This is a genomic window from Nonomuraea sp. NPDC003707, from assembly GCF_053587055.1.
Genome location: NZ_JBSFNK010000005.1, coordinates 530,402 through 551,594 on the forward strand (window position 1 = coordinate 530,402; position 21,193 = coordinate 551,594).

General features: G+C 70.4%; 16 protein-coding genes. 9 read left to right on the plus strand and 7 right to left on the minus strand.

The window, feature by feature from the left end; genetic code table 11:
- The 4 genes from ACWDRB_RS16380 (at position 1) to ACWDRB_RS16395 (ending at position 5,516) form a co-directional block, all read left to right on the plus strand.
- Complete coding sequence (locus ACWDRB_RS16380; RefSeq protein ID WP_449894530.1) at positions 1 to 639, plus strand: protein-L-isoaspartate(D-aspartate) O-methyltransferase; 639 nt, start codon at positions 1 to 3, stop codon at positions 637 to 639.
- 426 nt (positions 640 to 1,065) lie between these two features.
- Entirely contained in the window at positions 1,066 to 2,019 is a 954-nt protein-coding gene (locus ACWDRB_RS16385) for a hypothetical protein (RefSeq protein ID WP_449894532.1), read from the plus strand.
- A gap of 119 nt (positions 2,020 to 2,138) precedes the next feature.
- The gene (locus tag ACWDRB_RS16390; protein ID WP_449894534.1) at positions 2,139 to 4,850 is read left to right on the plus strand and encodes a hypothetical protein; all 2,712 of its coding nucleotides are present in this window, start codon (positions 2,139 to 2,141) and stop codon (positions 4,848 to 4,850) included.
- A 183-nt stretch (positions 4,851 to 5,033) separates the two neighbouring features.
- A complete protein-coding gene (locus tag ACWDRB_RS16395) occupies positions 5,034 to 5,516 on the plus strand; it encodes an ATP-binding protein (RefSeq protein ID WP_449894536.1) in 483 nt (160 codons plus the stop codon).
- Positions 5,517 to 5,632: 116 nt separating this feature from the next.
- Here ACWDRB_RS16395 and guaA read toward each other — a convergent pair whose 3' ends face one another.
- Positions 5,633 to 7,180 (minus strand): glutamine-hydrolyzing GMP synthase, encoded by a 1,548-nt coding sequence (gene guaA, locus ACWDRB_RS16400; protein WP_449894538.1) that lies wholly within the window; start codon positions 7,178 to 7,180, stop codon positions 5,633 to 5,635.
- A 97-nt stretch (positions 7,181 to 7,277) separates the two neighbouring features.
- On the opposite strand from guaA, the gene ACWDRB_RS16405 reads away from it, so the two are divergent.
- Positions 7,278 to 8,228, plus strand: coding sequence for a hypothetical protein (locus ACWDRB_RS16405; protein ID WP_449894540.1), 951 nt, complete (start codon positions 7,278 to 7,280; stop codon positions 8,226 to 8,228).
- Here ACWDRB_RS16405 and ACWDRB_RS16410 read toward each other — a convergent pair.
- Both ACWDRB_RS16410 and ACWDRB_RS16415 read right to left on the minus strand, forming a co-directional pair.
- Positions 8,219 to 9,040, minus strand: a complete 822-nt coding sequence (locus ACWDRB_RS16410) for an SDR family NAD(P)-dependent oxidoreductase (protein WP_449894542.1) — start codon at positions 9,038 to 9,040, stop codon at positions 8,219 to 8,221. The two genes, ACWDRB_RS16405 and ACWDRB_RS16410, sit on opposite strands and share 10 nt — an antisense overlap.
- 66 nt (positions 9,041 to 9,106) lie before the next feature.
- A complete protein-coding gene (locus ACWDRB_RS16415; RefSeq protein WP_363962239.1) occupies positions 9,107 to 10,600 on the minus strand; it encodes a DUF885 family protein in 1,494 nt (497 codons plus the stop codon).
- Positions 10,601 to 10,679: 79 nt separating this feature from the next.
- Here ACWDRB_RS16415 and ACWDRB_RS16420 point away from each other — a divergent pair, with 79 nt between their 5' ends.
- A complete protein-coding gene (locus ACWDRB_RS16420) occupies positions 10,680 to 11,423 on the plus strand; it encodes an N-acetyltransferase (protein WP_449894545.1) in 744 nt (247 codons plus the stop codon).
- Here ACWDRB_RS16420 and ACWDRB_RS16425 read toward each other — a convergent pair.
- From ACWDRB_RS16425 to ACWDRB_RS16440, 4 genes are all read right to left on the minus strand, one after another.
- The gene (locus tag ACWDRB_RS16425; protein ID WP_449894547.1) at positions 11,404 to 12,396 is read right to left on the minus strand and encodes a PLP-dependent cysteine synthase family protein; all 993 of its coding nucleotides are present in this window, start codon (positions 12,394 to 12,396) and stop codon (positions 11,404 to 11,406) included. The two genes, ACWDRB_RS16420 and ACWDRB_RS16425, sit on opposite strands and share 20 nt — an antisense overlap.
- 93 nt (positions 12,397 to 12,489) lie before the next feature.
- Entirely contained in the window at positions 12,490 to 13,233 is a 744-nt protein-coding gene (locus ACWDRB_RS16430) for an MBL fold metallo-hydrolase (protein WP_449894549.1), read from the minus strand.
- A gap of 29 nt (positions 13,234 to 13,262) precedes the next feature.
- Positions 13,263 to 13,847: a TetR/AcrR family transcriptional regulator gene (locus ACWDRB_RS16435; RefSeq protein WP_449894552.1), complete on the minus strand. Its 585-nt coding sequence runs from the start codon at positions 13,845 to 13,847 to the stop codon at positions 13,263 to 13,265.
- 16 nt (positions 13,848 to 13,863) lie between these two features.
- Complete coding sequence (locus tag ACWDRB_RS16440) at positions 13,864 to 15,369, minus strand: succinic semialdehyde dehydrogenase (protein ID WP_350731081.1); 1,506 nt, start codon at positions 15,367 to 15,369, stop codon at positions 13,864 to 13,866.
- A 73-nt stretch (positions 15,370 to 15,442) separates the two neighbouring features.
- Here ACWDRB_RS16440 and ACWDRB_RS16445 point away from each other — a divergent pair, with 73 nt between their 5' ends.
- The 3 genes from ACWDRB_RS16445 to ACWDRB_RS16455 all read left to right on the plus strand — a co-directional run bounded on the left by ACWDRB_RS16445 (position 15,443) and on the right by ACWDRB_RS16455 (position 21,167).
- Positions 15,443 to 17,734: a protein kinase domain-containing protein gene (locus ACWDRB_RS16445; protein ID WP_449894555.1), complete on the plus strand. Its 2,292-nt coding sequence runs from the start codon at positions 15,443 to 15,445 to the stop codon at positions 17,732 to 17,734.
- A gap of 31 nt (positions 17,735 to 17,765) precedes the next feature.
- The gene (locus tag ACWDRB_RS16450; protein ID WP_449894557.1) at positions 17,766 to 19,742 is read left to right on the plus strand and encodes a beta-propeller domain-containing protein; all 1,977 of its coding nucleotides are present in this window, start codon (positions 17,766 to 17,768) and stop codon (positions 19,740 to 19,742) included.
- Positions 19,743 to 19,913: 171 nt separating this feature from the next.
- Complete coding sequence (locus tag ACWDRB_RS16455; protein WP_397371280.1) at positions 19,914 to 21,167, plus strand: S8 family serine peptidase; 1,254 nt, start codon at positions 19,914 to 19,916, stop codon at positions 21,165 to 21,167.
- Positions 21,168 to 21,193: the final 26 nt, after the last annotated feature.

The following is a 21,193-nucleotide window of genomic DNA, read 5'->3' on the forward strand; positions in this document are numbered from 1 at the left end:
ATGGAGTTCGAGACGCTGGTGAAGGCCGCCCAGTGGGCCGGGGTGGAAGATCCCCGGCTGCTGGCGGCCCTCGCCACCACACCGCGCGACCGGTTCGTGCCGCCGCGTTACGCCGACCGCGCCCCTTTCGACGAACCGATCCCGATCGGCCACGGCCAGCCCACCTCGCAGCCGTCCCTGATCGCGCAGATGATCGACGCGCTGCGGCTGTCGGGCACGGAGACGGTCCTGGAGATCGGCACCGGGTACGGCTACCAGACCGCCCTGCTCGCCCGCCTGGCCCGCCGGGTGTACTCGATGGAACGCCACGCCGACCTGGCCCGGCACGCGCGGGCCAACCTCGCCTGGGCCGGGGTGACCGGCGTCGAGGTACTGGTGGGCGACGGCACCGCCGGACTGCCCGAGCACGCGCCCTTCGACGCCGTCCTCGTGTCCGCCACGGCCCGGACCGTGCCCGCCCCGCTCGCCGAGCAGCTCGCCGAGGGCGGACGGCTGGTCATGCCGATCCACGCGGAGCTGGACGAGACCGTCGTGCTCTTCGGCAAGCGGCACGACCGCCTGGTCCAGGAGCGCCTGCTGACACCCGCCCGGTTCGTCCCCCTGATCGGCGAACACGCGGACGACACACCCGGCCGGTGAATACGTGATGACACGAATGACTCCGACTGACCACAGGACCGGTCAGGTAAATGTGCGAGTCAGTGAAAACGCCGCGCACTTGTGGCAGCTTCCGGCGGCTTACAGCCACATATCGGCATCAAGGGGGTTCTGTCGCGGCTGTGCCGCCTCGACCGCTACGGTATGGGGCTGAGCGCCGCCGCCGAGGCGGCGACCTCGGACGATCAGCGAAGATCAGGGGAACATTTCGAGGAAGTTGAAGTGACGACTGCGGCGTCGCCGCGTCCCCCTACTCTTGCCGAGATCCTGGCCCGCCCGCTTTGAGGGCTTTGTGCTGGATCGCCATTAAGGCGATCGGGATGGGGTCAATCCGCACTGCCCTCAAGCGGCCAATGATCTTGCAATTGCTCCCGTACTCCGTCAAACAGGCATGGATTCCGATTTATCATGACTTATCAGTCTTACCCGTTAGATCAGCCGCTTCCGGCTCAGCCGGCGACGCCGGACGCTCCCCCGGCCGAGGCCGTCAATGCGACGGCAGAGGGCGAAGAGGACAGCGGCGGCGTCCTCGACGTACTCGAGAAGATCGGCTCGGTGGTGGTCCCGGCCGGTGTCACGCTGTACGCGCTGCTGTACATGGGCTTCAAGGAGATGTACAGCGTCTTCGGCATCACGCCCGAGCAGGCCGGCATAGACCAGTCCGTGCTCTTCGGGCGGCTCCTGGGCTCCCTGCTGCCGCTGACGCTGATCGCCGCCTCCTGTATCGGCCTGCTCATCAGCCTGGGCTGGCTGCTCAACCTCATCACCCGCGGCTGGGCCGGCCGCCTGTTCCAGGCCGTCCGGAAACGCCCGTGGATCGTCGCCGTGATCGCCGCGGTCTGGGCCGGTCTGTCCTACATGGGATTCCTCTATTACGTGTACACCGCGGTGGAAGAGCACCTGGGGGGTGGTGAGGTCGTCTTCGCGATCCTGCTGGGCTTCCTGGCCTATGTGGTGCCCTTCCGGCTGCTGCGCCGCAGGTCGATCGGCCGCGCCGGGATGAAGGTCCTGATCGGGGCCTTCACGGGGGTCGGGCTGGGATACGCGCTCATCATCCAGATGGTCTTCGGCGCCGTGCAGGTGCAGGAGACCGGGCAGGCCAACGCACTGCTCGACAGCCTCGGCTTCCAGGACCAGTGGGCCAGGCTCCAGGACAGCAGCGGCAAGACGCTCTACGACGGGCGCTGGATGATGCTCCTGGGCGAGTTCGAGGGCGGATACGCCTTCTATGACTGCGACAAGCTGATGACCTTCCGCAAGTTCTCGGAGAGCACGATCCTGATCGACATCCAGCTCGATCCCGACCGGGAAAAGGGCTTCACCTGCGGCACGCTCGCCGACAAGGACAAGAAAGCCAACTGACCCCGCATAACCCTCGTCCTGTACGGCGAGCGCCGCCGTACAGGACCTCGGCGTTTCTCCAAATCCAGTGACGACGTGGTCACGACCGGTTAAAGTCCAACCCACTCGCTGGCGCAGAGATGACGACGATGGGGGCCGAGGTGGCTCAGCACCTGAACGCGGCGCTGGCGGAGCTGGTGATCCTCCGCCGGCTCCGCCGGAGGAAGGTCCGTTTCGGCCGCCGGACCGGGCCTTTGGTCCTTCAGTGCGAGCCCTCGGACGACCACGCGGCCGACCTCGAGGCGATTCGATCGTGGCCCGCGGAGTACTACGAAGAGTATTCGAGCGTCCTGCCGATCAACGAGCCGTGCACAACCCCGCCGAACGCCGACCTGTCGCAGTTCGCGGCGGAATTGCGGGCCGTCGTGCACAGGCTCTCGCGTCCCGCCTACCGGCTCCCCCTCGTCTTCCCCCGCTTCGAAGCCGCGTACGCGCTCGCGAACTGGAATCTCCGCGACCCGGAGCAGAAGCGCCTCGCCGAGCTGGGCGAACTGGACGCCGAGCTGGAGGAGAAGGTCAAGGAGGCGATCGACAAGGCCCGGCAGAAGATCCTGAAGGAGGTCCGCAAGGCGATCAAGAAGGTCGTCACCAACTCCTACCTCGGAAACCTGGCGAGCGGCCTTGTCGGCCTGGTGATCGGCATATTCGGCGCTTTCCAGGTCCGTGCCCACTGGACCCTGCGCTGGTACCGGAAGAAGGCGTTCAGACGGCCGCTGGGGACCACCGAGGAGCTCGTCAGGGAACTGCGCCGGCTGCTGATCGAGCCGTCCAAGAACAACATCGACGAAAAAGAGCTCCTGCTCGTCAAGGCCCTGCTGGCGGATATCAACGCGCACCACGGGCTTTTCCGCCGGCTCAACCGGGTGCGCCGTCCCGTCATTCTCCTGCCCGACGTCGACCTCGTCCCGGCGCGGCGGAAGATCAGAGACACGCTCCTCGCCGCGTACGATCACGGATCTCGCGGCCTGCGCGTCTATCCCGTCGTCGTGGCGACCTCGGCGCGGGGCGAGGCACCGGTCGCGAGAGGGGCCAATCCGCCCGTCTCTCCTGGCGAACTCGCCAAGGAGATTCCGGCGCTGTTCGCACGGCGGAAAGAGGCCATCGAGAACGTCATCGCCGGCGGCGCCGAGCCGGTGCCCAGCCGGCTGCTGCCGGTCACCCTGGGATCGGGTCCGGCGCCGAAACCGCCCCGCAGGGGGCCGGGACCGCTGACCCTCACCACCGAGATGTTCGCTCTCGCGGGCGTCCTGGGTTTCGTCACGTACGCGGTGATCCTCCCGCCGCCGGAGCCGGTGAGCTGCGGGGAAGGGCTCGTGGTGATGGGCCGCGACTGCATCGGCGTGTCGGACGGCACAGGCGTGCTCATGCCGGATCTCGACGGCATGCCGGAGGTCTTCGCGCGCGTCGAGGCGGAGAACAATCGGATCGCGGCGAAACCGTACGCCACCGTGGCGTTGATGATCCCCATGCAGTCGGACATCCCGGCCGTGCGCAAGCAGATCCTGAGCGAGGTGCAGGGCGCCTATCTGGCCCAGCTTCAGGCCAACACCCCCGACGCCGCGAAGCCCCCGATCCGCCTCGTCCTCGCCAACCCCGGCCGCGACTACGGGTACTGGCAGAAGACCGTGGATTACCTCACCGAGAGGGAACCGCAGCTCCGCGTCGTCGCCGGGTTCAACCTCAGCCTGACCAACACGTGGAACGCGATGCACCACCTGACGAAGGACCTGGGGATCCCCGTCGTCGCAAGCCTGGTCACCTCATCTGATTTCGCCAACCCGGAGACCCAGGACCGGAGCGGGGATCCGTTCCCCGGCCTCGCCCGCGTGGTCTCGACCACCAAAGAGCAGGCCGAGGCGCTGCTCAAGTCCGACCCGAAGCTGGCGGGCGCCGAGAGCGCGCTCGTCGCGGACACCCGGCCCCTGGACAACTACGACAAGTCGCTGCGCGACGCCTTCACCGAGGCCAGAAAGGGCAAGAAGGGCACCGGGGTCCAGGACATGACGTACGAGTCACCCGGCCTCGAGGAGCCCGGCCGCACGCCGAACCGGTTCCAGGACTTCGCCTTGAACATCTGTCAGTCGAACGCCCGTTTCATCTATTTCGCCGGCCGGGCCTTCCATCTGAAGCTCTTCGTCAAGACGCTGGCGAACACCTACTGCGCCGGCAAGAAGTCCTACACCGTGATCACCGGCTCCGACGCGACGACACTCGACAGCCGCCTGGACGCCGAGGACCTCGAACTCATCCGGGGCGACCCGGGCGGCGGCAGACCGTCCGTGTCCGTCGAGTACGCCGCCCCGGCCCACCCCGCCGCCTGGAACGTCGAGGTGGAGAAGTGGTGGCGGGAGAACACCCGCAAAGGCTCCAAGCCGAAGCGGGAAGACCTCCCGCGCTATCTCGCCGAGCCGCAGGAGTCCCTGGCCCGGCTCCAGCACCTCATCGCCACCGCCAAGATCGGCCCTGTGGCGCTCGAGGACGGGCGTACGATCATCACCCACGACGTGCTCCTGACCGCCCACCGGGCCCTGGCGAAAGCGGTCGCGATCAGCCCCACGGAGGTCCCTTCCCGGCAGGATGTCAAGGACGTTCTCGCCGACCTGCACGCCGCCTACCGGATCCAGGGCGCGAGCGGCTTGATCTGCCTGACCGGCGCGGGCAACCCGTACGACAAGGCCCTGCCGGTCGTCCGGCTGGACCCGGCCTCGGGAAAGCTGACGTTCAAGGGTGTCGCCTGGCCGGAGGGGAAGCCCCCGAACAACAACTGCGTCGTGCCCCAGACCACCTCATAGGGCACCCTCGTATCAGAAAGCATCCCCAGTCCCTGCCGTGGGCTGCCTACGTACGTGGAATAGGTACCTATACGGGGAGTTTTCACCTCTTCCTGCGGCACCTCACTGAGGCATTCTCGATGGTGTGAGCAACCCAGGCTCACTGAACGAGAGGCAAGGAAGAGGACCCACTCGGGGTAGGACATGAACAGGCTTCTGATGAGCAGCATCCTGACCGCGGTCACCGGCCGCCGCCAGACCACGTGCCGCACGGTCTCGTGGTGGCTCTCGCCTGACCTCGGCTCGGTGTGCGATGCCCGCCGGCTGACCCGTGACAAGCTCGCCGCCTGGGGCCTCGACGACCAGGTGGAGGCCGCGGAGCTGCTCGTCAGCGAGCTGGTCGGCAACGCGCTGGAGCACGCGTACGGGCCGGTCCGCCTCAGCTTCTCCGCCGAGGACGGCCTGCTGCGCTGCGAGGTCGAGGACGAGAACCCCGACCTGCCGCACATGCGGGTCGTCGACGCGGACGCGGAGAGCGGACGCGGGCTGTTCCTCGTCGACATGCTGTCCTGCTGCTGGGGCGGCGAGCGTACGGCGCGCGGCAAGGCCATCTGGTTCGAGCTGCCGGTGTTCGCCCGCGCCGAGACCGACGCCCCCATCGGCGCCCTCGCCCCGGTCGCCGCCTGAGCCCGGAAACCACCCGAGCCCCGGCCGCCCCTGAGCCCCGAAAAGCCCCGATCGCCCCCTGAGCCCCGAAAAGCCCCCTGAGCCCCGAGCTCTCCCGCCCCGGCCCAGCTAGCGGACTACTCCCACTCGATGGTGCCCGGAGGCTTGCTCGTCACGTCGAGCACCACCCGGTTGACCTCCCGAACCTCGTTGGTGATCCGGGTCGAGATGCGCGAGAGCACGTCGTAAGGCACCCGCGCCCAGTCGGCCGTCATCGCGTCCTCCGACGTCACCGGCCGCAGCACCACCGGGTGCCCGTACGTGCGCCCGTCTCCCTGCACCCCCACCGACCGCACGTCGGCCAGCAGCACCACGGGGCACTGCCAGATCTGCCGGTCGAGGCCGGCCCGGGACAGCTCCTCGCGGGCGATCGCGTCGGCCTCGCGCAGCAGGTCCAGGCGCTCGCGGGTGACCTCGCCCACGATGCGGATCCCGAGGCCGGGACCCGGGAAGGGCTGGCGCCAGACCATGGCGGACGGGAGCCCCAGCTCCTCGCCGGCCCGGCGCACCTCGTCCTTGAAGAGCGCGCGCAGCGGCTCGACCAGCTTGAACTGGAGGTCGTCAGGCAGGCCGCCGACATTGTGGTGGGACTTGATGTTGGCGGTGCCGGTGCCGCCGCCCGACTCCACCACGTCGGGGTAGAGCGTGCCCTGGACCAGGAACTCCACCGGTCCGTCGGCCATGATGGCGCGCTGCTCGTCCTCGAAGACACGGATGAACTCGCGGCCGATGATCTTCCGCTTCTCCTCCGGGTCGGAGACGCCCTCCAGCGCCTTCAGGAAGCGGTCGGCGGCGTCCACCACGCGCAGTTTCACGCCCGTGACGGCCACGAAGTCGCGCTCCACCTGCTCGGCCTCGCCCTTGCGCAGCAGGCCGTGGTCGACGAAGACGCAGGTCAACCGGTCGCCGATGGCGCGCTGGACGATCGCGGCGGCCACCGCGGAGTCGACGCCGCCGGACAGGGCGCAGATCGCGCGGCCGTCGCCGACCTGGCGGCGCACGGCGTCGATGGAGTCTTCGACGATGTTGAGCATGGTCCACGACGGGCGGCAGCCGGCGGCGTCGAGGAAGTGCTTGAGGACCACCTGGCCGTGCTCGGAGTGGAGCACCTCCGGGTGGAACTGCACGCCGTAGAGGCCGCGCTCAGGGTGCTCGAAGGCGGCGACCGGGGTCTCGCTCGTCGAGGCGGTCACCGTGAAGCCCTCGGGGGCGGCGGCGACGCTGTCACCGTGTGACATCCAGACCGTCTGGGCGTCCGGCAGCCCGGCGAAGATCACGCCCTCTTCGAGCACGTCCAGCGCGGTGCCGCCGTACTCGGCCACGCCCGTGCGGGCCACCTCGCCGCCCAGCGCCTGCGCCATGGCCTGGAAGCCGTAGCAGATGCCGAACGTGGGCACACCCGTCTCGAACAGCCCGTGCGGCACCGGCGGAGCGCCTTCGGCATAGACCGAGGAAGGGCCGCCGGACAGGATGATCGCCTTGGGGTTCTTGGCCATCATCTCCTCGACCGGCATGGTCGAAGGCACGATCTCGGAGTAGACGTGGCACTCGCGCACACGCCTGGCGATGAGCTGCGCGTACTGTGCGCCGAAGTCGACCACCAGCACTGTGTCGAATTCAGACACCGTGAGAACCCCCCAAAGGCGAAATGCGGTGACTACAGTCTATCGGCCTTGTGCATTACGCCTGGCCTGCCACCGGCACTCGTGCTAACACAGAACAATGGATCTTGTCTGGCCGGTGACCGCGTGGGCCCTGTGGGCCGCCACGCTGGCCGCCGCCTTCAAGGTGTCCAGCCGCGACCGCCCGCGACGGGCGCCGCGACACGAGACGCCACCGGCCGTGGTCGAGCTGTTACGCGGCATGCGGGCCCAGGAGGTGTTCCACTCGGCGCTGTTCGAGCTGGCCGGGCGCGGGTGGCTGACGATCGAGGACGATCGCCTCTCGCTGGCGCCCCTGAGGCAGGAGCCGCTCCTCCCGTACGAGCGATGGGTCCTGGAACGGGTGGTCGCCCGCCTGGCGGGCCGGCCGTACGCGCCCGTGATGGCGGTCATGCCCGAAGGGGCCGAGCTGGACGGCGGCCTGGTCCCGCTGGCCCGGCAGACCGCGATCGACCTGGGCCTGGCGCGGCGGCGCTGGCCGACCATGATCGTTCCGGTGCTCCTGGCCGCCGGGCTGTTCATCCCCTGGTACGCCACCATCTCCGCGGCCGGGCTGTCGTGGCCGGGGATGATCGCGACGATGGTGTCGTTCGTGGCCGGGGTGGGGCTGCTCATGGCGGGCCGGGGGTTCCTGCTGACCCCGGCCGGGCGGGAGATCGCCGGGCCGGACGCCGAGCCGACGGATCCCGGGCAGGAGTGGATCTTCACGGGCAGCGGCTGGCACGGGGACGAGATCGAGCCGCCCGGATCAGCCGCGTCCGGCCCCAAACGGCAGGAGGTCTCCGGTTACGTCGTCAAGCACTGGGCCGTGGCCGACCCGGACCACGAGACGACGAGCGGCAGGTGCGCCTACTACGTGGCCGTGCACGACGGCAGCTCGGAGAAGGCCAGGTCGTTCCTGGTCACACAGGGCCTCTACCAGGACGTGCTGCCCGGCGACCACGTCCGGCTGCTGGTCAGGCCGCACAGCGGCACGGTGGTGCGGGTGCTGGCGCACGAACGTCACTGGTAGGGCGGCAGGTTCCCGGTGAGCAGGGTCTCGGTCTGCAGGCGCAGCCGGGCGGCGTACCGGGGATCGGTCAGCACCAGGAACCGCTCCTCGCGGATGGCCGCCACGACCAGGCCGGCCACCTCGGCCGGCTCGATGCCGCGCTCGGCCGCCCGGCCGACCCATTCCTGCGCGTCCGCCTCGTCCTGGGTGGGGGTGGCGGCCAGACCGGCCGGGCGTACGCGCTCGGAGTCGGCGATGCGGGTCCTGACCGCGCCGGGGCAGAGCGCGGTCACCCGGAGTTTGGCGCCCGTGGCGGCCAGGTCTTCGGCGAGGGCCTGGGACGCGGCCATGGCGGCGTACTTGGTGACCGCGTACCCGCCCGATCCCGGCGTGGTGAACAGCCCGGCCACCGACACCGTGTTGACGATGTGCCCCTCGGTGTCCTGCTCGATCATGCGCGGGACGAACTCGTGGATGCCGTGGAGCACGCCCCACAGGTTCACGCCCAGCAGCCAGGCGAAGTCCTCCTCGCCGCGGGTCCACATGCGGCCGCCCTGGAAGACGCCGGCGTTGTTGCAGAGGACGTGCACGGCGCCGAGCTCGCCGAAGCAGCGGTTGGCCAGGTGCCGTACGGCCGTCGCGTCGGAGACGTCGGTGACCTGCGTGAGCACCTTGCCGTCGCCTGCCTGGTAGGCCGTCTCGGCGAGGCCGCCGGGATCGACGTCGGCGAGCATCAGCGCCATGCCCTCGGCCGCGAACCTGAGCGCCAGCGCCCGCCCGATGCCGCTGGCCGCGCCGGTCACCACGGCGACCTTGCCGGAGAGCTCCCGCACAGGATCATCCTCCCCTCGCTCGCGACCGACGCTACCCCCTCCCTTCTTGAGAAGGGAGGGGGCGATCTAGAGGATGCGGTCGATCAGGCCCAGGGGCGGCGAGCCGAGGTCGAACAGGGCCTTGTGGTAGCGCTGCAGGCTGAAGTCCGCGCCCCACTCCGCCCGCGCCCGCTCCCGCAGGTCGAGGATGAGCAGCTTGCCCCAGGTGTAACGCCCGTACGTCGGGTCGAACGTCGCCCGCCTGGCCTCCGACAGCGCGGCCGGCCCGGCCAGGTGCGTGTCGGACTCGAAGCGCCTGGCGCCCTCCTCGACCGTCATCTGCCCGGTGTGCACGCCGATCGCGCAGGCCAGCCGGGTGACGCGGAGCAGCGCCTCCACCCAGACGCCGATCTCGAACCGCGGGTCGTCCGGCTCGAAGCCCTCCTCCACGCACAGTTCCTCGGCGTAGTGCGCCCAGCCCTCGATGAACGCGAGGGACTGCAGGAGCCGGCGCACGTCCGACTTGGCCCGCCGCAGCGCGCGGGCGTGCGAGAAGTGCCCGGGCGCGACCTCGTGCACGTTGATCGCCGGCAGCGTCGCGTTGCTGAAGACCTCCAGCCACTCCTCCTGGTCCTGCTCCGGCCAGGACGGGTCCGGCGGCGTGATGTAGTACCAGGACGGGCCCTCGGGCTCGCCGGGCGAGTTCCACGCCATCATGGCCATCGCCCAGCGCCGCGACTCGGGCGCCAGCCCCACCAGGCACTCGCCGTCGTGGTAGGGCACGAGGTCCTTCTCGCGGGTGAACGCGATGGCCTTCTCGGTGCCGATCCGCGCCGCCTCGATGACCCCGTCGGGGTCGGGATGGTCCTTGACCAGCTCCCGTACGACGTCCAGCGGCGCCCGGTCCCGCTCCCCCAGCTTGGCGCAGGACTCGGCGAGCAGGCCCATCAGCCGGTCCCGCTCGGCGTCGGCGCGCTCGGCGAGCCTGCCCAGGTCGACGGGCAGCCCTTCGGCCGTGCCCATGAGCCTGGCCAGCGCCTCGCCGCCGAGCGCCGCGTCGGGGTCGCCCTCGGCCGCGGCCCGCTCGACGTGGGCCACGAGCAGGCTGTGCGCCTTGAGCGCGGCCTCGTCGGTGACCCCGGCGGACAGTCCCCTGGTCGCGGCGAGCAGGGACTGCGCGACGGGGGCGGGGACCTGGTCGAGCGAGGCGAGCGCCTGGTCCACCGCCTCGGGCCAGAGCGCGAGGTGGGCCGCCTTGGCCGCCTCGCGCTCCTCCTCGGGGGCGTAGTCGCGGTCGTAGCAGGCGAGGTCGAGGTTCGAGAGATGGATCAGCGGGTTCTTGCGGTGCAGCTCCAGCTCGCCGAACTGAGTGCGCAGGCTCTCCTCGAACACCTGTAGGTGCTCGGCGTCATGCGCGTCCGCGGGCAGCGGCCCCTCGCCGAGCCGCGCCAGACCGGACCGCACGCCCGCGGGCGAGAGGTCCTGGATCCGGCCGTCGTACTCGTGCCTGCCGCCGCCCTCGCGCGCCTCGGCCACGAACAGGTCGGTGATGGCTCGCAGCCTGGCGTCAAGTTCTGTCATGCGGCCGACGCTAGCGCACACCTTTCGCCCTGTTTTATACAAGTGCGTAGCGGTCGGCCGTAATGTGAGAATGATTCTCATGGCCCTCCGGATCACGACGCTCGCGGAGCGTCCCGAGTTCGCGTCGTCGCTGTTCGAGATGGACCATACGTGGCACGATTTCGTGCTCGAGGACCCGATGGCGGACCTGTTCTATCCGTTCGCCACCACGACCTACGCCGACTACGTGCTGGTGGCCGACTCCGAGGAGGAGCCGGGACGGCTGGCGGCGCGGGCGTGCATGATGCCGTTCCTCTCCGGGAGCTCCGAGCTGCCGGACGACGGGTGGGACGGCGTGATCAGGTACGGCTGGCTGGCCCGCGAGCGCGGCGAGCGGCCCGACAGCATCTCCGCCCTGGAGATCTCCGTCCGCCGCGACCTCCAGGGGACGGGGCTCTCCTACCTGATGCTCGCGGCCATGCGCGAGCGCGCCGCCGGCCTCGGATACCGCGAGCTGGTGGCGCCGGTCAGGCCCAACAGGAAGCACCTCGAACCGCGCACCCCCATGGCCGAGTACGCCTTCAGGACCCGCGCCGACGGCCTGCCCCATGACGCCTGGTTACGGGTGCACGTGCGGGTGGGCGGGAAGATCGTCAAGGTGGCGCCGCGCTCGATGGTCGTGTCGGGCACGCTGGCGGAGTGGCGGCGGTGGACGGACCTGCCGTTCGACCGTCCTGGCCCGGTGGAGGTGCCCGGCGCGCTCACCCCGGTGCACTGCGACGTGGAGCAGGACCACGCCGTGTACGTCGAGCCGAACGTCTGGGTCAGCCACCCCCTGGCCTGAGCGCGACCCGGCGCCGCAGCTCATCGGCGAACTGCCCGGCGTCCAGCCCCTTCGCGGTGGCCCACGCGTCATCGTGACAGGTCTCCAGATGCCGGTCGGCGGCATCTCCGACCAGCGACACCACGGTGCCGGTCTCGCCCCTGGCCCGCATGCGCTCGACCTGCTCCAGCGCCGCCCAGAGCGCCGTGCCCGACGAGCCGCCCACCGCGAGCCCCGTGACCGCCCTGAGGTGCCGGGCCGCCGCCACGCTCGCGGCGTCGGGCACCGGGATGACGAGGTCGACGAGATCGGGCCGGAACCCCGGCTCGACGCGGGGCCGCCCGATGCCTTCGATCCGCGACGGCATCCCGGTCGCGTAGTCGGACACGTCGAGCGTCCAACCCGGGAAATATGCCGAATTATCGGGATCGGCCACCGCGACCCGGCAGGGCACGTCGTGCTCGCGTACCCACCGCCCGAGCGTGGCGGAGGTGGCACCCGTGCCCGCGCCCGTCACCACCCAGTCGGGCCGCACCTGGGCGAACAGCTCCTCCCCCAGGTCGTGCTCGGCCGCCCGGCCGAACTGGTCGAGGAAATGGCCCGGGATCCCGCGCGCCGCGTCGTAGATCGCCAGTGGCGGCGTCACGAACCTGCACTCCCCGCCCAGCGCCTCCACCGCACTGGCCCGCGCCTGGCTGCGCTCGCCCGGCATGACCACGATGTACGGCAGCCCGAGCCGCCGGGCGAACCAGGCCTGCGCGACGGCCGCGTTGCCGCCCGTGGCCTCCACCACGGTCGTGCCCTCGCCGACCAGCCCGTCGAGGATGGCCCGCCGGAACAGCGCCCTGGCGTGCCGGTGCCGCAGGCTCCCGGTCGGCTGCGCGGACTCGTCCTTCAGCAGCAGCCTGATCCCGGGTGCCTGGACCGGGAAGTCGATCAGCGGGGTGGGCTCCCCCGCCGCCAGCACGTCGAGGGCCCGCGCGTTCCAGCTCACAGCTCCACTCTGCCAGGCCGGGGCGGGCCAGGCGGCGCCGTTCGCCACGAGCCGACCGATCGGGCGGGCGGCCGGCGAATCCGGGTGCCGTGATCAGGGGATCTCGGTGGTTTCGCCCGGAGCGAGCAGCCGGAGCCGTTCGCCGAACCCGGCGAACGCCTTCTCCACGGTGTCCCGCCCCTGCGTGAAATGCGCCCAGTGCTCGAAGTGCAGCGGCACCACGTGCCCGGCCCCCAGGATCTCGGCCGCCGTCACGGCGTCGTCGCTGGTCAGCGTCAGGTAGCCGTCGACCAGCGGCGTGCGCGCCCCGCCCGCGAACAGCAGCGCCACGTCCACGGGGCCGAACCGCCCGGCGATCTCCCGTACGACGTCCAGCGAGGCGTTGTCCCCGCTCACGTAGACGGTCGGCAGCCCGTCACCGCTGAGCACGAACCCGGTCACCTCGCCCACCAGGTGCTCGGTCCCGTCGGGCCCGTGCTGGGCGGGGACGCCGGTCACCCGCAGCCCGTCGCCCACCGTGACGGACGTCCAGTTGGGCAGCGCCCGCACGGAGGATCCCAGCCGCCCGGCCGCCGACCCGGTGGAGAGCACCAGCGGAACGGACGCCAGGTAGTCCCGCCCGGCCCTGTCGAGGTTGTCCGGGTGCTGGTCGTGGGAGAGCAGCACCGCGTCCACGGCCCCGAGTTCGGCCGCGCCGGAGGCGGGCCCCGCGGTCTTCGTGAGCGCCCTGTTCCCGATCGGGTAGTCGCCGGGCGCGTCGAACGTGGGGTCGGTCAGCAGGCGCACCCCGCCGATCTCCAGGACCGCCGTCGGCCCTCCGAGGTAACGAATCTCCATGGACGTCAACGACACCGGCTCAGGACGGCTTATTCCACGACGAGCCCGTTGATGATCCGTCCGGTCGACCGGTGGCAGAGCGCGCGGAAGTCGGCCTCGGCCATCCCGATCCGCCCGCTCAGGTACTGCTGGACCAGCCCCTGCGCGCTCGACGTGATCGTCATCGCCGTCTCCAGGGGATCGTCCTCGCGCAGCCGCCCGGTACGCATGCCCTCCTCCACGAGCTCGGCGACGACGCTGAACGGCGGCCCCTGCCCGTCGCGGAAGTCCTCCGGGAAGCGCCGCGCCCCCGCCCAGGCGTCCAGGATCAGGAACCGGTACAAATGCCGACTCCCGAGCGCGAAGTCGAGGAAGTCGTCCAGCGCGGCCATGCACCGCTCGTCCCACGTCCCCGAAGGAGAGCGCTGCCGCCATGACTCGGCCAGCTCGCGGGCGCTGCGGTCGGCGACCGCGCGCAGCAGGGCGTCCCGGTTGGGGTAGTGGCGGTAGATGGCCATGGCGGTGATGCCCACGGCGTCGCCCACGCGCCGCATGCTGACCGCGTCGGCGCCGTCCTCCAGGAGGATCCGCCGCGCGACGGCCACGATGCGCCCGGCCGTGCCCTGATCGTTCACGTTTACAGCGTAGACGTCACTTCAAGCGCAGCCGCCGCATCGTCTTGAGCGTGGTGGCCAGGGTGGCGGCCCACTTCTCGTACGGCAGCCCGAACGGCGGCTCGAACCCCAGCCAGCCCGCCTGCGAGGCCACGGTCTTGGACTCGGTGTAGCGCAGCAGGCCCTCGGAACCGTGCCGGCGGCCCAGCCCGGACGCCTTCATACCGCCCATGGGGGCGTCGTAGGAGGCGTAGGCCGAGGCGTACCCCTCGTTGATGTTGACCGTGCCGGCCTTGACGCGGGCTGCGAGCGCGCGGCCGCGCGGGAGGCTGGAGGTCCAGATGGAGGCGTTCAGGCCGTAGATGGTGTCGTTGGCCAGCTCGACCACCTCGTCCTCGGAGGTGAACGGGTAGAGCGCGACCACCGGCCCGAAGGTCTCGTTGCGGCACAGCTCCATGTCCTCGGCGACGCCGGTGAGCACGGTCGGCTCGTAGAACAGCGGGCCCAGGTCGGGCCTGGCCCTGCCGCCGGTCAGCAGCCTCGCGCCCTTGGCCAGGGCGTCGTCCACGTGCGCGCTGACCGTGTCGAGCTGGCGCCGCGAGGTGAGCGAGCCCATCTGCACCGACCAGTCGTGGCCCGCGCCCAGCTTCATGCCCCGGACCTGCTCGACGAAGCGCTCGGCGAAGGCGTCGAACACGGACGCGTGCACGTACAGGCGCTCGATCGACAGGCAGAGCTGCCCGGCGTTCGTGAAGCAGGCCCGGATGGCCCCCTGGACGGCCACGTCGAGGTCGGCGTCGTCGAGCACCACCATGGGGTTCTTGCCGCCGAGCTCCAGCGAGCAGCCGATGAGCCGCTTGGCCGCCTCCTCGGCGATCTTCCTGCCACCGCGCGTCGATCCCGTGAACGCCACGTAGTCGGCGTCGTCCAGCAGCGCGTCGCCGATCTCGGCCGGCTCGCCGAGCACGACCTGCCAGATCTCGCGCGGCATGCCCAGCTCGGCCAGCAGGTCGATGGTCCACAGCGTGGACTGGGCGGTCTGCGTGTCCGGCTTGTGCACGATCGCGTTGCCGGCCAGCAGCGCGGGCACCGCGTCGGTGACGCCCAGCGCGAGCGGGTAGTTCCACGGGGAGATCAGCGCGACCACGCCCTTGGGCCGGCGCAGCTCCACGACGCGGGTGGCGCCGGGGAAGACGCCCTTGCGGGCGCGCGGCGCGAGCAGGCCGGGCGCCCGGCGAGCGTAGTGGAGAGCGCAGCCCGCGACGTCGAGCACCTCCTCGAAGGCGTGCTTGCGGGCCTTTCCCGTCTCGTCCTGGACGATGTCGAGGATCTCGGCGCGCCGGTCGAGGATCGCGTCGTGCAGCCGCAGGAACGGTCTCGCCCGCTCCGCCACGGGCCTGCGCGCCCACTCCTCCTGGGCGGCCCTGGCCTTCTCGTACGCCCTGCGGACGTCGTCGACGTCCGAGACGGGCAGCTCAGCGAGGGTTTCGCCGGTGAAGGGGGCGATGATGTGCCGTGTCCTACCGCTGGACGTCACGTGCATGCCAGAAGGATATTCCGCCCGGCTACCCACGGGTAGTTTTTGCGGATTCGCGCCGTAGCGACAGAATCCCTACATGGCAACCTTCGCTCCGCTACGCCCCGGAGATCCACAGCGGCTGGGGGGCCTGGATCTCCTCGGCCGGCTCGGTGAGGGCGGTCAGGGCGTCGTCTATCTCGCCCAAGGCCACAATGACTCCCGCGTGGCCGTCAAATGGCTGCGCCCCGACCTGTCGGGCGACCAGGTGAGCGCCGAGAGGTTCATGCGCGAGGTCCAGGTGGCCCAGCAGGTGGCGCCGTTCTGCACCGCCGCCGTCCTCGGCACCGGGATGGAGGAGGATCGGCCGTACATCGTCAGCGAGTTCATCGAGGGGCCCTCGTTGCACCGGGTCGTGCAGGAGGACGGGCCGCGCACGGGCACCGTCCTGCACCGCCTGGCCATCGGCACCGCCACCGCGCTGGCCGCCATCCACCAGGCCGGCATCGTCCACCGCGACTTCAAGCCGGCCAACGTGATCATCGGCGCCGACGGGCCCCGGGTGATCGACTTCGGCATCGCCAGGGCGCTGAACGCCACCTCCACGATCAGCAGCATGGTCGTGGGCACGCCGGCGTACATGTCGCCCGAGCAGATCATGGGGCACACGGTCGGCCCGGCGGCCGACATGTTCTCGTGGGCGAGCGCGATGGTCTTCGCCGCCTCCGGGCAGGCGCCGTTCGGCAGCGACACGATGCCCGCGGTGATCAACCGCGTCCTCAACCAGCATCCCGACCTGGGCATGCTCGACGGGCAGCTGCGTGACGTGGTGGCCGCGTGCCTGTCCAAGGACCCGGCGCAGCGGCCGACGGCCGAGCAGGTCATCATGCAGCTGCTGCGGCACCCGGCGCCGGGTGCCACGCCCGTCTCCGGGCCGCAGCCCGCGCCCGGCTCCGGCTTCCTCGCGCAGGCCGCCGCCGAGGCAGCCCCCGCGCCGCCGTCGCCCTTCGCGCCGCCGTCAGGGCCGCTGGGCCCGCACTCCGGCCCATACTCCGGGCCGCCGTCGGGGCCCATGTCCGGTCCCCTGCCAGGTTCGCCGCCAAGGCCCGCGTCGGGTCCACACTCGGTCCCGCACCCGGTCCCGCCGTCGGGCCCCATCCCGTACGGGCCCGGCGGGCACTCCGGCCCGATCCCGCACACCGGCTCCGTCGCCCCGTCCCCCCAGCCGCCGTGGCAGCCTCCCGGAGGCTACGGCCAGCCCACGCACCCGAGCTGGGGCGAGCAGCGGCCGAGGAAGAGCAGGGCGCCGCTGGTCGCCGGCATCACGGTGGCGGTCGCGCTGCTGATCCTCGCCGGCGTGGTCGTCTACATCCAGGTCGACAAGTCGTCGACGCTGGCCGGCCCGGCCAAAACCCCGGCGACGACCTCGACGAGGAGCAGGACGACCACCAGCCCGGCCCCCACCGAGCAGGCCGTGCCGAGGCCGGGCATCAAGAAGACGCTCCCCGGCGCGAACATCTCCCTCTACGAGGACCCGGGCGACGCGATCGTGCTGACCTCCTACGAGATCTACGACAAGAAGAAGGACGACTGGATCGACTACGCCAGGGGGTCGCTGCGCGGCTCGTTCACGAAGTACGCCGCCAACTGGGAGTCGAGGACCTCCCCCGACGGCCGCTACCTCGCGGAAAGGGGCAGGAGCTACAGCTCCGACGACTTCGACTTCATCGTCCTCACCGACCGGCAGACGGGCGACCGTTCGACGATCAAGACCGTCAAGGAGCCGCTGATCAGCAGCATCAGGGCGTGGTCGAGGGACGGCTCGAAGATCCTGCTCAACACCGAGCGCAAGGTCGGGAGCAAGTGGCTCTACCTGGGCTTCGTCATCGTGGACGTGGCCGCCAAGAAGGCCACCCAGGTCGACGTCAGCGACACCTCCGTGCGCCAGACGGCCTTCGGCTTCGACGGCACCGAGGACGGCGCGGTGAACGTCTACGGCGACGAGAAGAACCGCAACCTGCGCTTCTTCAACGCCCTGGGCAAGGCCACGAACTCGGCGAGCGAGATCGGCACGCTGTCCGCCGGCACGCAGGACCTCTTCTCGCCCTCGGGCAAGACGTTCGTCACGAACTGCCCCAACGGCGGAGACGGCGACCACTGCATCTGGGACACCAGGTCGGGCGAGCGCCTGCGTAAGTTCTCCTCCCAGTGCGACAAGGTCCTCGGCTTCTACGACGAGAGCCATCTCTACTGCTGGGAGCAGGACAACGGCGCCGACGACGAGGTCCAGGTGGTCGACTTCACCGGGAAACTGGTGCGCAAGCTGCTCGAGGTGCCGGACGACATCGACTTCAGCCCGGTCTTCACCGCCAACCCGAAAAAGGGCTCCTGAACCATCCGCCCGGGGCAGCCGTCATGAGGGCATGAAGACGCTGATCCGCACGGCCGCGACCGTCGCGGCGCTGGCGACCGCCGCGGTCGCCTGCACCTCCACGACCGCGGGCGCGCCGCCGAAGCCCAGGATGAGCTCGCTCGGCGCGATCCGCCTGGTGGCCTACACCGGCTGCGACGACCTGCTGTCCGGGCTGCGCGAGCACGCCGCCCAGCGCGTCACCCCGTGGGGGTTCGACAACGTGCTGCCCTTCGCCGCCATGGAGGACTCCGCCCGCTCGGTCACCGCGAACGCCAAGACGAGCACCCCCGAGCACTCCACGACGAACGTGCACGAGACCGGCGTGGACGAGCCCGACGTGGTCAAGACGGACGGCGACCGGGTCATCACCGTCAAGGACGGCGTCCTGCGGATCATCGACACAGCCACCAGGAAGGTCACCGGCTCGCTCAAGCTGACGGAGGGCGAGAACGGGCCCGGCGTGCCCGCCGACCTGCTCGTCTCGGGCGACCGCGCGCTGGTGCTGATGCGCGGCGGCGACATCATGTACAAGCGGATGGCCGGCTTCGCCCCGCCGGGCGACACCAGGTACGTGCTGGTCGACCTGTCGGGCAAGCCCAAGGTGCTGAGCACGATCAAGCCGCAGGGCTCGTACGTGGACGCCAGGATGGTCGGCTCCACGGTCAGGCTGGTCACCCGCAGCCAGCCGGACATCGCCTTCCACGAGTTCAAGGACGACGTCTCCGAGGCCGAGCGCGTCAAGCGCAACCAGGCCGCGGTCCGGCAGGCCCCGGCGGACGCCTGGCTCCCCAAGATCGAGATCACCGACGCGTCCGGCACCGTCAAGAAGGACTCGGTGAAGTGCGAGCGGATCAGCCACCCGGCCGACTACACCGGCACCTCGCTGCTGACCGTGCACACCATCGACCTGGCGCAGGGCGTGACCGCCGCGGGCACCGACCCGATCAGCCTGGCGGCCGACGGCGACATCGTGTACGGCACCGGCAGCAGCCTCTACGTGGCCAGCAACCCGCGCTGGTGGATGCCGGTGGTGATCAGCGAACCGGCGGTGGAGACCCCGACGACCGCACCGTCCTCCGGGGACGCCGCCCCGGCCGTGGAGCCCACGCCCACGAGCCCTCCGGTGCCGGACACCCCGTCGCCCAGCCCGGAGCCGACGATCCCGCCTGAGGAGACCGAGGTCCACCGGTTCGACATCGGCTCGCCCGGCGCGCCCTCCTACGTGGCCTCGGGCAAGGTCCCGGGCCGGCTGCTGAACCAGTACTCGCTGTCGGAGTACGACGGCCACCTGCGCGTCGCCACCACCCTCACCTCCCCGGACGGCAAGACCAGCTCCAGCGCCGTGTACGTGCTCAAGGCCGACACCATGGCCAAGACCGGCGAGGTCGGCGGCCTCGGCGAGGGCGAGCGGATCTACTCGGTCAGGTTCATCGGCCCGGTCGGCTACTGCGTCACGTTCAAGCAGGTCGACCCGCTCTACACGCTCGACCTGCGCGACGCGGCGGCGCCCAAGGTGACGGGCGAGCTGAAGATCACGGGCTACTCCGCGTACCTGCACCCCGGCGCCGAGGGCCGGCTGATCGGCATCGGCCAGGAGGCCAGCGAGAAGGGCAGGACGCTGGGCACGCAGGTGTCGCTGTTCGACGTGAGCGATCCGGCCGGCCCGCGCAGGCTGTCGCAGCTGTTCCAGAAGGACTCGGGCTCGGCGGCCGAGTGGGACCCGCACGCGTTCCTGTACTGGCCCAAGACCGGCCTGGCGGTGATCCCGCTGACCCAGCAGAACGAGTCGGGCGGGCTCGTCCTGAAGATCGACGACTCGGGCGTGACGAAGCTCGGCATGATCAAGCACCCGGCCAAGGACGAGTACCAGGCCGGGATCGAGCGGGCGCTGGTCATCGGCGATTCGATCTGGACGCTCTCGTACGACGGCATGCAGGTCAACGACGCCGCCACGCTGGCACAACAGGCCTGGATCCCGCTCCGCTGAGCACAAAAATCCACCCAAGAAAAGGTGCTGATTTCGTATGAAATTGGCACCTTTTTCGATGGACAGGACCCGACAACTGATGAAAACTTTACTAACCATGTAATGTCGGACTCAGTGGATTTGTCATGACATGGGTCTCCTGGGTCCGCGACACAGGAAGGGCTCACGCCGATGCGAACACGCACCCCCCTGCTCGCATTGCTCGTCAGCGCCGTGGCTTTAGCCATGGCGCCGCCGCCTGCCTCCGCCGCCACGCAGGACGCGCAGGCCGCGGAAGGGACGTACATCGTCGAACTCAAGCCGACCATGCGGGCGGCGCCCCGCAGCGCGGCCCAGGACCAGGTGTCCCAGGCCGGCGGCCAGCTCGTCGGCGTCTACGAGCACGCGTTCAAGGGCTACACCGCCCGCCTGAGCGCGAGCGCGGCCGAGCAGCTCAAGCGGAACCCGAACGTCCTCAGCGTCGAGCCCGACGCCGAGGTAACCGCCTTCGCGCAGACCACGCCCACCGGCGTACGGCGCATCTTCGGCCCCAGCAACCCGAACCTCGACATCGACGGCACCGATGACGTGCGCATCGACACGGACGTCGCCGTCATCGACACCGGCGTCGACTACACCCACCCCGACCTGAACGTGGTCGCCCGCGCCAACTGCGTGTCCGGCGTCTGCACGAACAACGCCGGCGTCGACGACAACGGCCACGGCTCGCACGTCGCGGGCATCGTCGGCGCGATCGACAACTCCATCGGCTCGGTCGGCGTCGCCCCCGGCGCCCGCATCCACGCCGTGAAGGTGCTCAACTCCGCCGGCTCCGGCACCCTGGCCGGGATCGCCGCCGGAATCGACTGGGTGGTGGCCCGCGCCTCCACCATCGAGGTCATCAACCTGAGCCTGGGCTGCAACGGCTGCACGAGCAGCGCGATCACCAACGCGATCACCAGGGCCGTCAACGCCGGCATCGTGGTCGTGGTGGCCGCGGGCAACAACCACGCGAACACGTCCTCGTTCTTCCCCGCCAACCACCCCGACGTGGTCACCGTCTCGGCGCTGACCGACAACGACGGCCTGGCCGGCGGCGCGGGCGGCAGCACGCTCTCGTGCCGCAGCGAGACCGACCAGGACGACACCTCGGCGTTCTACTCCAACTTCGGCGCCACCGTCGAGATCACCGCACCCGGCACCTGCATCTACTCGACGTGGATGAACGGCGGCTACAACACGATCAGCGGCACCTCGATGGCCAGCCCCCACGTGGCGGGCGCAGCCGGCATCCTCACCGCGGGCGCCCGCAAGCCGACGACCAGGGCGGGCTCGCTGGCCGTACGGACCAAGCTGATCTCCACCGGTAACTCCAACTGGACCGACGACTCCGGCGACGGCGTCAAGGAGCCCCTGCTCGACGTGCACGACGCCACGCAGTACTGACAGACCATCCTGGATAGGGGCGGTGC

Coding starts and splice junctions, on each gene's coding strand:
- ACWDRB_RS16380 (WP_449894530.1), top strand. CDS start 1: ATGGAGTTCGAGACGCTGGTGAAGGCCGCCCAGTGGGCCGGGGTGGAA.
- ACWDRB_RS16450 (WP_449894557.1), top strand. CDS start 17,766: ATGAAGACGCTGATCCGCACGGCCGCGACCGTCGCGGCGCTGGCGACC.
- ACWDRB_RS16445 (WP_449894555.1), top strand. CDS start 15,443: ATGGCAACCTTCGCTCCGCTACGCCCCGGAGATCCACAGCGGCTGGGG.
- ACWDRB_RS16405 (WP_449894540.1), top strand. CDS start 7,278: ATGGATCTTGTCTGGCCGGTGACCGCGTGGGCCCTGTGGGCCGCCACG.
- ACWDRB_RS16415 (WP_363962239.1), bottom strand. CDS start 10,600: ATGACAGAACTTGACGCCAGGCTGCGAGCCATCACCGACCTGTTCGTG.
- ACWDRB_RS16440 (WP_350731081.1), bottom strand. CDS start 15,369: ATGCACGTGACGTCCAGCGGTAGGACACGGCACATCATCGCCCCCTTC.
- ACWDRB_RS16420 (WP_449894545.1), top strand. CDS start 10,680: ATGGCCCTCCGGATCACGACGCTCGCGGAGCGTCCCGAGTTCGCGTCG.
- ACWDRB_RS16385 (WP_449894532.1), top strand. CDS start 1,066: ATGACTTATCAGTCTTACCCGTTAGATCAGCCGCTTCCGGCTCAGCCG.
- ACWDRB_RS16430 (WP_449894549.1), bottom strand. CDS start 13,233: ATGGAGATTCGTTACCTCGGAGGGCCGACGGCGGTCCTGGAGATCGGC.
- ACWDRB_RS16390 (WP_449894534.1), top strand. CDS start 2,139: ATGACGACGATGGGGGCCGAGGTGGCTCAGCACCTGAACGCGGCGCTG.
- ACWDRB_RS16455 (WP_397371280.1), top strand. CDS start 19,914: ATGCGAACACGCACCCCCCTGCTCGCATTGCTCGTCAGCGCCGTGGCT.
- ACWDRB_RS16395 (WP_449894536.1), top strand. CDS start 5,034: ATGAACAGGCTTCTGATGAGCAGCATCCTGACCGCGGTCACCGGCCGC.